We start from the raw sequence: 13,150 nt of genomic DNA on the forward strand, positions 1-13,150 counted from the left end.
CAGCGACCGAGGGACCAGCGACCGAGCGATCGAACGCCCTAGACGGCCGCTGTCTCAGCGCGGCAGCGGCAGCACTGCCGTGGCTTCGATCTCGACCAGCATGCCATCGAGCGCGAGGCGCGGCACCGGGATCAGCGTGCAGGCCGGGGCCAGGCGCTTCTCGCCCCAGCGCCGTGCGATCTCCGCGCTGTAGTGCGCCAGCTTGGTTTCGTCGTGGTCGACGATGAGTAGTTGCAGCCGCACGATGTCGCCCAGCCCCGCATGCACGCCGCGCAGGGCCGTCTCGACGTTGTCGAGCGCCTGCCGCAACTGGCTGGGGAAGTCGCCGGCGAGTTCGCCGCGCTCGTTTTCGCCGCCCTGACCCGAGGCCAGCACGAGCCGTGCGGGCGTGTCGGCCACCGCCACGTGGGAATAGCCGTTGGCGCGCGGGTCGTACAGGCCCGGAGGATTGAAGAACACCGGGCCGGGATGGCTGGCGGGCAAGGGGAGGGAAGTGACGGCCATGAAGCGTCTCCGTGCGGCGAGCATGCAGGATCTCCGACATGCGAGGTTCTGAGGAGCTGCTAGTATCAGACCTCAACTTAACTTGAGGTCAAGCATGCCGGCCGGAAAATCTCGAGCACCCGCGAAGATCACGCGCGACCGCCCGCTGTCGGTGGGCGAGCTGGCCGAACGCACCGGGGTCGCCGTCTCGGCGCTGCACTTCTACGAATCGCGCGGGCTGATCGCGAGCGAGCGCAGCGACGGCAATCAGCGGCGCTATGCCCGGGCCACGCTACGGCGCGTGGCGGTCATCAAGGTGGCGCAGCGCATGGGCCTGCCGCTGGCCGCGATTGCCGATGCGCTGGCGCGCCTGCCGCAGGGCCGCACGCCCACGGTGGCCGATTGGCGCAAGATGTCGGCGGGCTGGCGCGGCGAGCTCGACGAGCGCATCCGCACGCTGACGCAGCTGCGCGATCAACTCGACGGCTGTATAGGCTGCGGCTGCCTGTCGCTCAAGCAATGTCCGCTGCGCAATCCGCAGGACATGATGGCGAGCCACGGCCCGGGGGCGCACTTTCCGCCCGATGCGCCGGGTGCGGCGCCATCGGCCGTGCGTGCGCCCCGCAAGCGTCAGGCGGCGCGCGGCTGATCGGGATGCAAGGGGTCGGCCGGTCCGACGGGATCGTTGCCGGCGTCGGGGCGGGGGGCGAGCGGGCGCAGGCCGCGCGCCAGGCGCAGCCGCTGGCAATCCGGATTGACCTGGCCGTCGGCTTGCCACACGTCGAACTCGCGGCAGGGCGTGGGGCGCTGTTCGTAGATCGCGCAGTGGATGCCCGGCTGGCCGAGCTCGCCGCGCAAGGCCACGCAACGGCCGCCGCCCTGTTCGGTGCCCTGCATGCAGGCGCGCAGCGGACCGATCTGGGTCACGAGGTCGGCGGGCACGAGACCGCCGTCGGGGCCGGCAATCTCGCCGCAGTAAAAGGACACCCGGAAATGCGAGCAACAGGCCCCGCAGGACAGGCAGGGATTGGGGTCGAACGACACGCCTTCGAGCGTGGCGAGAGGGGTGGGCTGCGCAAACGGAGGGAGCTGCGACATGGACGTGTCCTGGAAGCCCGGCGCATGAGGTGGCCGGGCGCTGATATTAGCAGGGCGCACGGTTCGTGAGGAGCCCGCAAGTCTCTGAAATCATGAGGAAAAGCCCGGATTGTGGGCGGCGTGCAACGTCGCGTTTTCGGCACGCACCGGGCCTGCGTCGCGCCCCCGCGGGTTAGCATGGCGCCGCTACGCACAAGGAGAATGGCATGCAGGCTCGTACGGACTTCGAAGACGGCAAACCGCGCTGTGGCTGGGTCGACGGATCGCCCGAATACACGGCCTATCACGACGACGAATGGGGCTGGCCGCAGGCCGATGAGCGGGCTCTCTTCGAACAACTGTGCCTCGAGGGCTTTCAGGCCGGGCTGAGCTGGCGCACGATTCTCAACAAGCGCGAAGCGTTTCGCCGTGGCTTCGCCGGATTCGACTACGCCAAGGTGGCGCGATATACCGAGAAGGACGTGACGCGCCTGCTCGGCGATGCGGGCATCGTGCGGCACCGCGGCAAGATCGAGGCCGTGATCAATAACGCCAAGCGCTTGCTCGAGATGCACCAGCGTGGCGAGTCCTTGGCAACGCTGGCATGGTCGCATGCCCATGCGCCGCGGGATCCCAAGGCCGCGTTCGAGGTGCGAGCCACCTCGCCCCAGGCCACGGCGCTGTCCAAGGCGCTCAAGAAGCTGGGATGGGGCTTCGTGGGGCCGACTACGGTCTATGCGTTCATGCAATCGGTGGGCATGGTCAACGACCATCATCCCGATTGCTTCGCCTGCAAGCCCTGCGACCGCGCACGGGCGGGCTTCGAGCCCCCGCGCTGACCCCGGCCGGGATGCCGTCGGGCACGCCAGTTGCTCGACTGCCATCCCCTGATGCTCCGGGTCGGGCATGACCGGTCGTTGCTTTTTGTGTCGATGCGTCCTGGCCGGCTGTGCCGGGGACAGGTCTGCGCTACCCTGATTTGAGCGGCATTCGGTGACGGATCGCAGCCCAGCTGCGCCCGGGATGCGCTGGCCGCTGCGGCATCGAGGGTGCTTCGCGCAGCGGAGCCTGGCTAAGAAAAAAGGCGGACAGACAATGACGCGTACACGCAAAACCCTGATTGGCATCCTGGTGATCCTGCTGTTGATCCCGGTTGTCCTGGTCGTGGTGATCGCCACCTTGGACTGGAACCGTTTCAAGCCCACGATCAACGAGAAAGTGTCCGCCGCTATCGGCCGTCCCTTTGCCATCAATGGCGACCTCAGCGTGAAGTGGGCGCGCGATCCCGAGGAGGGCGGCTGGCGTGGCCTCGTGCCGTGGCCGCACGTGCGTGCACAGGATCTGACCGTCGGCAACGCGCCCTGGGCCGAGGCGCCCACCTTCGCCAAGCTGAATGAGGCGTCGTTCCGCCTGTCGCCGCTGCCGCTCATCGTGCGTACCGTGCGCATCCGCAGCATCCAACTGACGGGCGCGGAGGTCGACCTGCAGCGCCGTGAGGATGGCGAGGCGAACTGGGTGTTCAAGATGCCCGAGAGCGGCGAGCCGTCGCCCTGGACCATGGACATCGATGCGATCGGCTTCGACCAGGGGCGTATCACCTACAAGGACGTGCCGCTCAAGGCCGACCTCGAGGTGCTGATCGATCCACTGGGCAAGCCGATTCCGTTCGCCGAGATCGCGGGCGGGCCGACGGCGGTGCCGGGCGAGAAGAACGGCGACGGCAAGAACGCGAAAGATGCGAAGGACGCGAAGGAAAGCAAGGACGCCAAGGACGCCAAGCGCGTCGAGAATGCCGCCGACAAGCCCGCCGGCAAGGCACCCGAAAAGGCCGCGGACAAGACCGCTGCCGCGTCCGACAAGGCGGCGGGCAAGGCCGGGGCCGAAGCCCCCGCGAAGGCCAACGGCGCGAAGCCCGCGGACGCCCGGACGGCGGACAAGACCGCCGCCACCTCGGCCGCGAAGCCCGGCGACAAGCCGGCGGACGGCGCGCCGGGCAACTCAGCGGACGCCGCCGGCCAGCCCGGCGATGCCAAGACCACCGATGCCGTCGCCGAGGCGCGCAAGGAGCAGCCGCCCCCGGACTACCTGTTCGGCTGGAAGGTCAAGGGCACGTACAAGGACCTCGCCGTGCAAGGCGAGGGCAAGATCGGCGGTCTGCTGGCCCTGCGTGACGGCAATGTGCCGTTCCCCGTGCAGGCGGACGTCAGCGCCGGCTCGACCAAGGCGGCCATCGTCGGCACCGTGACCGATCCGCTGAGCCTGGGCGCGCTGGACCTGCGCCTGAAGCTCGCGGGCAATTCCATGGCCAATCTGTATCCGCTCACCGGCGTGACGCTGCCGGACACACCGCCGTATTCCACCGACGGCCACCTCACGGCCAATCTGCAGGATCCGCAGGGCCCGGTGTTCGATTACCGCAACTTCAACGGCAAGGTGGGTGCCAGCGACCTGCACGGCGATCTGCGCTTCGCGCTGCAGGCGCCCCGGCCCAAACTGACGGGCAAGCTCACGTCCCGCCAGCTGCGCATGGAAGACCTCGGGCCGCTGATCGGCGTGCAATCGGGCGCGGGCACGACGGCCAAGACCGTGCGTGCCGAAGGCGAGAAGGCGTCCAAGCAGCCCGCCGACAAGGCCCTGCCGGTGCAGGAGTTCCGCACCGATCGCTGGCGCGACATGGACGCCAACGTCGCGCTCGCGGCGGGCCGGATCATCCACAGCAGCAAGCTGCCGTTGTCGGACCTCGACACGCGCGTGGTGCTGCAGGACGGCGTGCTGAACGTCGATCCGCTCAATTTCGGCATGGCGGGCGGGCGGCTGACCTCGTCGGTGCGCCTCGATGGCTCCAAGGCGCCGATGGACGGCCGCGCCCGCATTTCGGTGCGACGACTGCAGCTCAAGCAACTCTTCCCCGAGGTGGAGTCGATGCAGAAGACGCTGGGCCAGTTGCAGGGCGACGCCAACCTGGCCGGCACCGGCAACTCGATCGCGGCGCTGCTGGGCACCGCCAACGGCGACGTGCAACTGCTCGTCAACGATGGCGTGATCAGCCGCTCGCTGATGGAGATCGCCGGCCTCAACGTGGGCAACTACGTGGTCAACAAGCTGTTCGGCGACGACGAGGTCAAGATCAACTGCGGCGCGGCCGACCTGAGCATGAAGTCCGGTCTCATGAAGACCAATCTGTTCGTGTTCGACACCGAGAACGCGCTAGTGACGGTCGACGGCACCATCAACTTCAAGAACGAGCAGATGGATCTGGACATCACGCCGGACAGCAAGGGCTTTCGCATCTTCTCGCTGCGCTCGCCGCTGTATGTGCGCGGTACGTTCAAGGATCCCAAGCCCGGCGTGCACGCGCTCCCGCTGGCCGCGCGCGGCGCGGGCGCCGTGGCGCTGGGCGTGGTGCTCACCCCGGCCGCCGGCCTGTTGGCGCTGATCGCGCCCAGCAACAACGACGAGGGCAACCAATGCGCCGAGCTGTTCGCGCGCATGAAGCAGACGCCGGCCAAGAAGCCCGCGCCGGCGAAGAAGTGAGGGCAGGCTGACGAGCTGAGGGGCGCGGGGCGCGAGCCAGAGCCCCGAGCCCCCGGCTCCGGGCTCCGGGCTCGGAGCTCCGCGCCCCGAGCTCCGCGCTCCGCGCCCCACGTCACCAGCCAAGAGCCGCGAGCACGGACGACTGGCGTCCGTGGCTCCGCTCGCCGATGCGTGGATCGCGACATGCCAGCCGCGCGCTTGCCGTTTGTGCGTCGAGCCTGGTTGCGGGCACGTCGCAGCTTGCGCATCGGAGCCTCGGATGCGGGCTCGGCACTGAACCGACGGGTGCCACGAATTTGTAAAAATCCGGGGTGAGTTGGACAAGATCGAAAAATCATGTATGATTCGGCCTCTCGCAATTGCAGCAGTTCTGCGGCGGGGCTGACAGGCAAGTCTTGTTGGTCGCGAAGTTGGATAACACTGCATGCGTCGGGCTGTTAGCTCAGTTGGTAGAGCAGCGGACTCTTAATCCGTAGGTCGAGTGTTCGAGCCACTCACAGCCCACCAGAATTCATTGTGGTTGAAAATCAAGCACTTGCGCATAGGCGCCAGTGCTTTTTTTTCGTCCATTTCCGGGGCTGGTAGTGTCAAAAACTGGCCTTTGCCGGGATTTTGCCGGAACGGAAGAATGCCAACCTATGCGATCGCTAAACCTATCGCATGGAGTCTTCTGGCATGGCATACATCAGTCAGCGTGGCGAGTACTGGCGCGCAGAGGTCCGCAAGCGCGGATACAAACCCGTCTATCACACCTTCGACACCAAACAGCAGGCCCAGCAGTGGGCGCGCCGCATCGAGGTCGAGATGGATGCGGGATCGTTCATAGACCGCACGGAAGCCGAGCGTACGACCTTGGCGGAGGCGCTGCGGCGCTATCAGAAAGAAATCGTCCCAGAGAAGCGACACCCCTATCAAGAGGGGCGGCGCATCGCGCGGTGGTTGGATAACGACTTGTCTTGTCGCACGCTGGCCACGCTGAGGGGGGGGGGCGGACTTTGCTCGCTATCGGGATGACCGCCGGGCCGCTGGCCGGGCGGAAAACACGATACGCCTTGAGCTGCAGGTCATCCGTCATCTCTACGAGATAGCACGCAAGGAGTGGGGCATGGAAGGCTTGTTGAACCCGCTCGACAATATCCGCAAACCTTCGGGCAGTAAGGCGCGGGACCGGCGTTTGCGGCCTGGGGAGTTTGAGACGTTGAAGGCTTTGCTCATGGCAAGCCGCAATCCTTGGGCAGCACCCGCTTTTGAGTTGGCTATCGAAACCAGTCTGCGCCAAGGTGCGCTTTTCAGCCTTCGATGGGAATGGGTAGACCTGAAAAGCCGGGTCGTTCGTTTTCCTGTGGAGGCGCGAGGCGCTGACAACAAGGGCGTCCCGGCTGTGCTGCCGTTATCACTGCGAGCGGTAGACGTGCTTCGTCATCTGGCGGCAATTTTTGAGGGTGGGGATGCGCGGCTAGACCGCGCAGGGAATGGTCCGCCAGATGTGCTGTACGACCTGTAAGGTCCAGTGCTTGCCACGAGTGTGAATGCTGAGATTTGTGTTTGGAAGCGGACCCTCCAGGCTGCTGGGAAAAATGATCTGGCTTTCCTGACGCTTCGATGGCATGACCTTCGTCATGAAGCAGCGTCACGACTCTTTGAGAAGGGCCTGCATCCCATGGGGGTGGCTGCCATTACCGGGCATCGAAGCATGCAGATGCTGAAACGCTATACGCACCTGAACCCCGAAAATTTGCTGGCCAAGCTCGGCTAAGGAGAGGGTAATGCCTGGGTATATACTAAAGATAGGAAAACTCAGAGAGACTGCTATGTCAACGAAAGCCGTTTTCACGATGAAGCTGGAGCCAGAGCTGCGCGATATGTTCATGGCCGAAGCTGCCGCCGATGACCGGCCCGCTGCGCAGGTGGTGAGGGAACTGATGCGCGACTACATCAGCCGCCGCCGTCAGGCGCGGGAATACGATGAGTTCGTGCAGCGTAAGGTTGATCGCGCCCGCGCTTCCATGAATGCGGGCGTGGGGCTTCCCCAAGCAGAGGTCGAGGCTGATGCCGCAGCGCGGCGGGCGGAATTGCTACGCCGTGCCGATGAGGCTGGTCTGTGAAGGTAGTCTGGACCCCGGAGGCCAACCAAGACCGGCTAGACATTCAGGACCATATCGCAATCGACAACCCTCGGGCGGCGGTAAGGGTAGATCAACTATTTCTGGACGCTGCCGCCAAGCTGGGAGATTTTCCAATGCTAGGGCGCATTGGGAAAATTCCTGGAACGCGAGAACTGATCCCGCATGAAAACTATCTGCTTATCTACGAGTTAGATGGTGCTGGCGATACGGTGTGGGTGTTGGCGCTGGTTCATACAGCCCGCCAATGGCCCCCTGTGCAAGAGGGATAGGGCAACCGAAGTTTGCTAGGCCGGATTTACGCGGTAATTGTGTGCGCGGCTGTTGCGCGCACATTGTTCCGGTGGTTTGCCTATCCTGCGCTAGCTCTCACTCTCTACAGACTCTTGGTCATGACCAAGGCTGACTATTGCGGGCGATGGAGGTATGTGGTCGCGTAGTGTGATACGCTTTTCCGGCAACTGCCTATCCTGCAATAGTCCTCGCACTCTCCAATTTCTTCGTCATGACTAAGGCTTTTAGGATGCGCAGCGAACTATGCCGGATGGGTGCTTGGGATCGTTCATGGAAACCAAGGAATGAGGTCTGATAATTCCCGAGTCCAACACTTCCGGTTAAACACTCAGGGCCGTGATTTTGCCGTAGGAGATATCCACGGCCATTTCGGCAGGCTCAGCTATGCACTGGCTGCTATCAAGTTTTCACCCGAGCGCGACAGGTTGTTCTCGGTAGGGGATTTGGTGGACCGTGGGCCAGAGTCTCGTGATGCGCTGTCATGGCTGGAGCAGCCATGGTTCCATGCCATATGCGGGAATCATGATCTGATGACCTGGCGTCGGGCCATGCGTAACCCCATCCCGGATATTGACCATCTCGCGCACGGTGGCCAATGGTTGGACGCTTGTGATGGTGATGCACAGGTACGTATCGCCGCTTCCTTGCAAAACTTGCCGCTGGCTATCGAGGTGGAAACGCCGAGCGGCATTGTCGGTCTGGTGCATGCCGACTTTCCCTACGATGACTGGCAAGCCATCCATAGCGCTACGTTCAGCCCTGAGGATGAGGATGCCTGCCTGTGGTCAATAGACCGCTATCGAATGCAATATGCCCAACCAGTCCGAAACGTGCGTGCGCTTGTCCATGGACATATGACGCTGCACAAGCCGACGCAGCTTGGCAATGTTTACTACATTGATACTGGCGGATGGCAGGATGGCGGGAGGTTTACGTTGCTGGATCTGCATACGCTCAAGCCTTGGTGATATTGCACAACATCTGCTCGATGAGTCTGCCTGTCAGACGGGTCAAGAGGTAGCCGTCGACGTTCTGCTGACCTTTCTTGGTTGTGCATGAGAGTTTTCAAAGCATGCTCTGATGCGTGCCTTGAAAGAAGACATTGTCTCGCCGGGCCTGGCATTGAGGTTGAGTGCTTTTCCCGCTGCGACGACGCCTTCATCACTTTCCCACCATCCAGGTGGTAGTGACGCATTTGTTTCCTTCGTAGAAGGAAACACCACCCCCATCTCCACCCCCACCCCCTTCCCAGGTCTTGGCTTTGATTTATAAGCATTTTTTAATTCAGTGGATAACTTTTGGTTTTTTATGCGGTCGATGGATGACCAGAGCGCTCCACGAGATCTGACTGTCTCAAACCTCAGCCAGCGTGGCCAATCAAGAACAAAAATTTCTCCAGTGTCATGATCCAGGGCAACCAACTTGCGACGCGCAAATTCGCGCAGTGCTTCTTCCAGAGCTTCCACCGATAGCGAAAGATCGGCGGCTGCACGAGGTCTTGGCAAGAAGTAGCAGCCACATGCATTGGCATCTGGTGAAAAGAATAGGTACGCAAAAATCAGTTTCTGCTCTGGCAGGAGGTTTGATCAGAGGAGATATGGCGAATATCGGGCCAAACAAAGGGCGACGACTGAGAGCCGCGTTGTCCCGTTTTTCTGCGATGCTGATCGAAGAGGCGCGTTCGGTTTCTGGGTTGAGCTATGCTCAGCTTGATGAGGCTTTAGGTTTGTCAGAAGGGCAGGCGTACCGCTATTCGCTTTACCCGATGGAAGCGAAGACTCGTGCGCCGCAAGCCGGTTCGATTCAGCGACTAGAGAATCGAGTCGCTGCGTTCTGAAGCGACCCGCACATAAAGTGGTCGCCGAAAATAATCGGTGGGTTCATCAGAGAAATGCTTTCGCTGCTTCGGGGTCGGTCATGGGCAATCCCGATGAGTTCCTTGACTTGGATGATGCTGAGGCAACAGATCTGCAGCTGGGCTGTGAGGATGACTGGCCTACCTTCCGTAGGTTGAAGGCCCCGGGCAGGGGAGCTGCTAGCGAACCGATTAGCTCATTGGCAGCACGCTGTGCCAGCTTTGAAGAGTGGCCGGAGATGTTTGCGCTATGTGCGTGGCAATGGGGCTTTTGGTGGGGCAGAGGAGTTCCGTGGCTATCCAGGGGCGCCTATGATCTTCCTGCCAATTTGCCTGCCGAAATGGTGGTGGCGCACATCTACGAATCAGCGAAATGGTTGCGTAGCATTAGGCCCGTACAACAAAAATCAGATACGGCTCAGCAACAATAAGCAAACTTGGTGCGAGTCAGTTAACGGTTAAAAGGCCCGAGAAAGTTTCCTACAAGGAGCTAGGCGATGCTCAGTGCTGTCTGCTCCAAAGGGCATCTATCGGTCAAACAGCCAATGATGGCTAGTGAAAACAGACTCTCAACACCGGCGCTAAGCTGCGCCTCAGCGAAGCGAAGGGAACCAACAGGCAGAGCCTGTTGGTGGCAGCTTGAACCACCAGTTAGGCCTCGTCGTCATCGAACGCAAGTTCGAACTCCTGTGCGTGAACAAGCAGATTGCCAGGCTCTGCAATTATGCTGAGGCGTTGGTACAACTGCTCAAGTTCTTCGTACGGAACAGGCCGGGAGCCTACCTTGTTGTAGGTAAACATGTATTCGAACGCAGTTCCCGACAAGGACGTCCGACGAATTCCTTCAAAATCGAGCACGGGGGTATTAAAGCGATTCGTCTTTGCGCATTCTTCAATGCGGCAGATCGGAAGATGCTCTCCGCTGCTGATCAATTTTTGATCTGGATTCTGAAGTTTGTCAGTGGGTCGCAAGAATGCAGCACAGTGGGGAAATCGGTACGGAGTGTTCACATTGCCGATGGAGCACAGGCCGCCGTCACAGACTACGGATTTGAGCTTCACCAGCTGTGCCTGCATGCGAGGATCATTAAGGCTGAGACTCTGCTTCTCCCAAATTTTGTATTGCACAAACACTAGCGTTGCGCTATCGGTAGATGGATCATGTCGTTCATATAGGACGTCTGCTCCAGACACGTGTTCAGGTTTGTCGGGATGGAAGACATGCACGCGAAGCGCATTGCCATCAGGGAGTTCGAAGGCTTTATAACCTTTACCATTTCCGAGTGTAGGAAGCCCAGCCGGAAACGCGCTTGTATCCCGCGCAATCAGTTGGGTTTCGGTGTGACCAGGAGGAGCAATCTCGTCTCTCGCGCGGCGGAGCGTCTTGAGCCGATTCTTCAATTGATCGACTCGCCCTTTCTCTTTTGATTTTTTGGCCAAATCAAGCAGTTGCACCAGCTCCGAAATATCGGCGTCAAGCAGGCCAAGTGGATGAATCGGACTGCCTGCTGCTTCGCTCTTCAATCGCGCCCGCTGCCGATATTCACGTGCAGTGTTTGATTCATTTGCCTGACGAAGAATGCTTGATTCGATACCCAGGAGTGCTGGGTATAGAACGGAACCGAACTCAAACGCTTCCGCGTAAGTAGACTTCGACATGCTGCCTTTGGTCGAAATCTTCAGAAGCTCGCGGAATGCGCTGAGTGCTATCCATTCCGCATCTATACGAAGGTCGGGTTGCAGTTTATTCACTCTTCGGATCCTGTTTTTCGCTGAATGACGTGGATCACTGCCACAGTGCAGTTCGTGGTTGGCATCATGTGGCTACTCCGCGCCAATCCCGCCGCTAGCTCGCAGCTCGCATCTTTGCCGCCTATAGCATTGCCCCAATCCTGCGGAACCATTCCTTAACCTCTCCTGCAGGATCCCTCTCGGCCAGCCGCTGTGCAGTCATCCTGGGGAATGCCTTGTCCGCAAGACGTAGCTTTGCCTTGTCATCGCCAAGAACCCCATCGTAATGCTGCTGTGCCGAGAAGGCTTCAGCAAACATCCTTGGGACAGACTTCCCGTCGGCTCCGGGCTGATCGACAACAACAATCTCGACATCAAAGGCATCCTTGATCGCGTCTGCATGCAGATAGCATTCAATCTCGTGCTTGTTCGTTTGTACGGCCCAGGAGCCATCCGTACGCAGGTTTACCTCAGCAACAGATTCCCCATACTTGGCCACGTCGCTGTCGTAGATATGTACCTCAGGGCGATTAAGCGACCTGAGATAGTGTTGTGTAACCCAGTGCTTAAGCGTCGAACCGCCGAGCAAGACGAAGGCAACTCTGTCATCTAAAGCTAGGTTTGGCAGCGTTTGGTCTATCGAATGCAACGCTTGGCTGAGCGATTTAAATGCAGCTACGTCCGTGGGTCCTTCGACGCAGAGCAGGACCTTGACACGACTATCCGGCACGACGCCAAGCGTTTCAGCTACCTGTCCAAATACGTCAGCGCCCTCCTGGATAAGGGGCTGAAGATCTGCGTCGCGCGTTATAAACCTGATACTGGCGGTAGGTAGATCCGACGCGAAGCCAGGACTGTGCGTCGTGAGCAAGACCTGACATCCTGGCTCCAAAGCTAGTGTCTTGAATGACTCGATAAGGATGCGTTGGTTATTCGGGTGCTGCGCCGTCTCCGGCTCCTCGATCGCGTAAATGATGCTCCGGCTAGTCCCAGTCTTTAACCGGCGCTCAGCTTCCGCCTTGAAAAAGGCGACCAAGACAAGGCGACGGACGCCACTCCCACGCTTGTTCAGCGGAATACCGTCGTCGGTGTCCATGCCAACCGAAAACAACCCCGTCCATTTAGCTGCAGTCGGCGGCACAAATTGTGGTGTCAGCTCTTTGGCGAGATTAGGATCGATAGTTTTCAAAGCCTCGTGAGTAATCTGCGCGATCAACTCAGCTTTCTCTCGCACCTTTTCCTGAATCCGATTGATATCGTCCTGCACTTCGGCAATGGCGGCCGCCACGGCGGCCTTCATTGGATTTTGTACCTCCCCGTCAGAATCGCGGCTGCTCCGGTCGCTCTGAAACAGTGCATACATCGGCAAATAGTTTTCGAGCTGATCCCAGATCCGTTTGCTATCTTCCTTCGGCTTGGTGATTGGAAGAGCCACTTCCTTGAGTTCCAGGTCTTTCGCCGCCGCCCACAAGGCCTGCCGCATGCCTGGATTCCCTTTAAGCGCGATGTCGATTTTTTGGTCTTTTACAAGTTTTTGAAGATCTTTTTCCTTCAGATCAAGAAGGTCTGCAACACCGGCTGCCGTCGGATGGTTCGCAAGAATATACACTTCGGAGGACGGCGTTCTCTTGCCGCAATCGAATACTTTCTGAATCTTCAGGGTGCCTTTGGCCGAGAGAAGAAACTCCTCTGCGAGAGTCGTCTCTGCCCCGGCGTCAAGACTCAACTTGGGCGGTAGATCAGAAAATTCGCACGTGATGGAAACTAGGGTGGAGCCGCTGTAGATGTTGGCGTCTCCTTGTTCGATCTTGACGGTTTCGTTGTTGAAGAATATTTCCAGCGCCTCGAGAACCGACGACTTTCCGATGTCATTTTTTCCAACAAAAGTCGTCAAGTCCGCCATCGACACCGTGGTTTCTTCGCGGTAGCAGCGGAAATTTTTTATCGAAACAGATTCCAGTCTCATGCCGCCCTCGCTAGTTGTAGCGGATTATGGGTGAACGCCCAATGGTTACATTCTATGTGACATTAATACATGATGATATTTTTTGCA

Annotated in this window: 15 protein-coding genes and 1 tRNA gene; 11 read left to right on the plus strand and 5 right to left on the minus strand. The window is 60.1% G+C overall.

Going from position 1 to position 13,150, the window contains the following annotated elements; all coding sequences use genetic code 11:
* Window positions 1-54: 54 nt before the first annotated feature.
* Window positions 55-504 carry a RidA family protein gene (locus tag CEK29_RS03370; protein WP_094803092.1) on the minus strand — a complete coding sequence of 150 codons (450 nt, stop codon included), beginning with the start codon at window positions 502-504 and terminating at the stop codon, window positions 55-57.
* A 94-nt stretch (window positions 505-598) separates the two neighbouring features.
* Here CEK29_RS03370 and soxR point away from each other — a divergent pair, with 94 nt between their 5' ends.
* Window positions 599-1,132, plus strand: a complete 534-nt coding sequence (soxR, locus tag CEK29_RS03375) for a redox-sensitive transcriptional activator SoxR (protein WP_094857293.1) — start codon at window positions 599-601, stop codon at window positions 1,130-1,132.
* Here soxR and CEK29_RS03380 read toward each other — a convergent pair.
* The gene (locus CEK29_RS03380) at window positions 1,114-1,581 is read right to left on the minus strand and encodes a YkgJ family cysteine cluster protein (protein WP_094857294.1); all 468 of its coding nucleotides are present in this window, start codon (window positions 1,579-1,581) and stop codon (window positions 1,114-1,116) included. The two genes, soxR and CEK29_RS03380, sit on opposite strands and share 19 nt — an antisense overlap.
* A 206-nt stretch (window positions 1,582-1,787) precedes the next feature.
* On the opposite strand from CEK29_RS03380, the gene CEK29_RS03385 reads away from it, so the two are divergent.
* The 9 genes from CEK29_RS03385 to CEK29_RS03415 all read left to right on the plus strand — a co-directional run bounded on the left by CEK29_RS03385 (window position 1,788) and on the right by CEK29_RS03415 (window position 8,479).
* Complete coding sequence (locus CEK29_RS03385; RefSeq protein ID WP_094857295.1) at window positions 1,788-2,399, plus strand: DNA-3-methyladenine glycosylase I; 612 nt, start codon at window positions 1,788-1,790, stop codon at window positions 2,397-2,399.
* A gap of 256 nt (window positions 2,400-2,655) precedes the next feature.
* A complete protein-coding gene (locus CEK29_RS03390; RefSeq protein WP_094857296.1) occupies window positions 2,656-5,094 on the plus strand; it encodes an AsmA family protein in 2,439 nt (812 codons plus the stop codon).
* Window positions 5,095-5,525: 431 nt separating this feature from the next.
* A tRNA-Lys gene (locus CEK29_RS03395) sits at window positions 5,526-5,601 on the plus strand.
* Between the two features lie 168 nt (window positions 5,602-5,769).
* Window positions 5,770-6,108: a hypothetical protein gene (locus CEK29_RS24035; RefSeq protein ID WP_255176053.1), complete on the plus strand. Its 339-nt coding sequence runs from the start codon at window positions 5,770-5,772 to the stop codon at window positions 6,106-6,108.
* A 91-nt stretch (window positions 6,109-6,199) separates the two neighbouring features.
* Window positions 6,200-6,598 (plus strand): hypothetical protein, encoded by a 399-nt coding sequence (locus CEK29_RS24040; RefSeq protein WP_255176054.1) that lies wholly within the window; start codon window positions 6,200-6,202, stop codon window positions 6,596-6,598.
* Window positions 6,599-6,619: 21 nt separating this feature from the next.
* On the plus strand, window positions 6,620-6,850 hold the full coding sequence (locus tag CEK29_RS24045; RefSeq protein WP_255176055.1) for a tyrosine-type recombinase/integrase: 231 nt from the start codon (window positions 6,620-6,622) through the stop codon (window positions 6,848-6,850).
* 55 nt (window positions 6,851-6,905) lie between these two features.
* A complete protein-coding gene (locus tag CEK29_RS03405; protein ID WP_217903855.1) occupies window positions 6,906-7,199 on the plus strand; it encodes an antitoxin of toxin-antitoxin stability system in 294 nt (97 codons plus the stop codon).
* A complete protein-coding gene (locus CEK29_RS03410; RefSeq protein ID WP_094857297.1) occupies window positions 7,196-7,489 on the plus strand; it encodes a type II toxin-antitoxin system RelE/ParE family toxin in 294 nt (97 codons plus the stop codon). The genes CEK29_RS03405 and CEK29_RS03410 overlap by 4 nt, the downstream gene beginning before the upstream one ends.
* Before the next feature lie 306 nt (window positions 7,490-7,795).
* The gene (locus CEK29_RS03415; protein ID WP_094857298.1) at window positions 7,796-8,479 is read left to right on the plus strand and encodes a metallophosphoesterase; all 684 of its coding nucleotides are present in this window, start codon (window positions 7,796-7,798) and stop codon (window positions 8,477-8,479) included.
* A 42-nt stretch (window positions 8,480-8,521) separates the two neighbouring features.
* Here CEK29_RS03415 and CEK29_RS23405 read toward each other — a convergent pair whose 3' ends face one another.
* Window positions 8,522-8,977, minus strand: coding sequence for a hypothetical protein (locus tag CEK29_RS23405; protein ID WP_141218293.1), 456 nt, complete (start codon window positions 8,975-8,977; stop codon window positions 8,522-8,524).
* Between the two features lie 53 nt (window positions 8,978-9,030).
* On the opposite strand from CEK29_RS23405, the gene CEK29_RS23410 reads away from it, so the two are divergent.
* Window positions 9,031-9,348, plus strand: coding sequence for a hypothetical protein (locus CEK29_RS23410; RefSeq protein WP_141218294.1), 318 nt, complete (start codon window positions 9,031-9,033; stop codon window positions 9,346-9,348).
* Window positions 9,349-10,017: 669 nt separating this feature from the next.
* Here CEK29_RS23410 and CEK29_RS03420 read toward each other — a convergent pair.
* Together CEK29_RS03420 and CEK29_RS03425 are read right to left on the minus strand one after the other, a co-directional pair.
* Complete coding sequence (locus CEK29_RS03420) at window positions 10,018-11,118, minus strand: hypothetical protein (protein ID WP_217903856.1); 1,101 nt, start codon at window positions 11,116-11,118, stop codon at window positions 10,018-10,020.
* Window positions 11,119-11,239: 121 nt separating this feature from the next.
* On the minus strand, window positions 11,240-13,063 hold the full coding sequence (locus CEK29_RS03425) for an ATP-binding protein (protein ID WP_094857299.1): 1,824 nt from the start codon (window positions 13,061-13,063) through the stop codon (window positions 11,240-11,242).
* Between the last annotated feature and the right edge of the window lie 87 nt (window positions 13,064-13,150).

The sequence above is a fragment of the Bordetella genomosp. 5 genome (assembly GCF_002261475.1).
Lineage (GTDB): Bacteria > Pseudomonadota > Gammaproteobacteria > Burkholderiales > Burkholderiaceae_B > Bordetella.

Excerpts from the sequence above, each read along its gene's own strand:
- CEK29_RS03370 (WP_094803092.1), bottom strand. The coding sequence starts at position 504 with ATGGCCGTCACTTCCCTCCCCTTGCCCGCCAGCCATCCCGGCCCGGTG.
- soxR (WP_094857293.1), top strand. The coding sequence starts at position 599 with ATGCCGGCCGGAAAATCTCGAGCACCCGCGAAGATCACGCGCGACCGC.
- CEK29_RS03380 (WP_094857294.1), bottom strand. The coding sequence starts at position 1,581 with ATGTCGCAGCTCCCTCCGTTTGCGCAGCCCACCCCTCTCGCCACGCTC.
- CEK29_RS03385 (WP_094857295.1), top strand. The coding sequence starts at position 1,788 with ATGCAGGCTCGTACGGACTTCGAAGACGGCAAACCGCGCTGTGGCTGG.
- CEK29_RS03390 (WP_094857296.1), top strand. The coding sequence starts at position 2,656 with ATGACGCGTACACGCAAAACCCTGATTGGCATCCTGGTGATCCTGCTG.
- CEK29_RS24035 (WP_255176053.1), top strand. The coding sequence starts at position 5,770 with ATGGCATACATCAGTCAGCGTGGCGAGTACTGGCGCGCAGAGGTCCGC.
- CEK29_RS24040 (WP_255176054.1), top strand. The coding sequence starts at position 6,200 with ATGGAAGGCTTGTTGAACCCGCTCGACAATATCCGCAAACCTTCGGGC.
- CEK29_RS03405 (WP_217903855.1), top strand. The coding sequence starts at position 6,906 with ATGTCAACGAAAGCCGTTTTCACGATGAAGCTGGAGCCAGAGCTGCGC.
- CEK29_RS03415 (WP_094857298.1), top strand. The coding sequence starts at position 7,796 with ATGAGGTCTGATAATTCCCGAGTCCAACACTTCCGGTTAAACACTCAG.
- CEK29_RS23410 (WP_141218294.1), top strand. The coding sequence starts at position 9,031 with ATGCATTGGCATCTGGTGAAAAGAATAGGTACGCAAAAATCAGTTTCT.
- CEK29_RS03425 (WP_094857299.1), bottom strand. The coding sequence starts at position 13,063 with ATGAGACTGGAATCTGTTTCGATAAAAAATTTCCGCTGCTACCGCGAA.